Origin of the sequence: Neisseria sp. P0019.S003 (genome assembly GCF_051957115.1) — a bacterium.
GTDB classification, from domain to species: Bacteria; Pseudomonadota; Gammaproteobacteria; order Burkholderiales; family Neisseriaceae; genus Neisseria; species Neisseria flavescens_D.
In genome coordinates this window covers 1-504 of record NZ_JBQCWT010000052.1, presented here as the reverse complement: position 1 = coordinate 504, position 504 = coordinate 1, and the positions used below count along the sequence as shown (strand labels likewise).

Below are 504 nucleotides of genomic sequence, written 5' to 3'. Positions count from 1 at the left end.
GTCCTAGCCTGACCAAGTCCGGTATCGATGCCGCCGGCAAGAAGGTTACCAACGTAGCCGACGGCGACCTCAATGCCAACAGCAAAGATGCCGTTAACGGCAGCCAACTGTTTGCGACCAACCAAAACGTAGCGACCAACGCCGCCAATATCGCCAAAGGCATCAACTTCGGCGGTACCACCGGCAGCAACAACTACGCATTGGGCGACACCATCAATGTCAAAGGCGACAGCAACATCATCAGCGAAACCGTAGCCGGTGGTGCACAGCTGAAACTGGCCAAAGACATTACTGTTGACAGCGTTACCGCAGGCGACAGCAAACTGAATACAGACGGCCTCACCATTACCGGTGGCCCGAGTGTGACCAAGTCAGGCATCCATGCCGCCGGCAACAAGATTACCAATGTTGCTGCCGGTACCGATGACAACGACGCCGTCAACTACAGCCAGCTGAAACAGCAAAGCGCCTCCGCCCGTACCGAGGTCGCAGCCGGTACCAACA

The 504-nt window shown here is 56.7% G+C and carries 1 pseudogene; it reads left to right on the top strand.

Annotated features, from left to right (window positions below):
• Positions 1-504 (top strand): annotated as a pseudogene (locus tag ACTHTS_RS11040) (hypothetical protein); the annotation flags it as partial.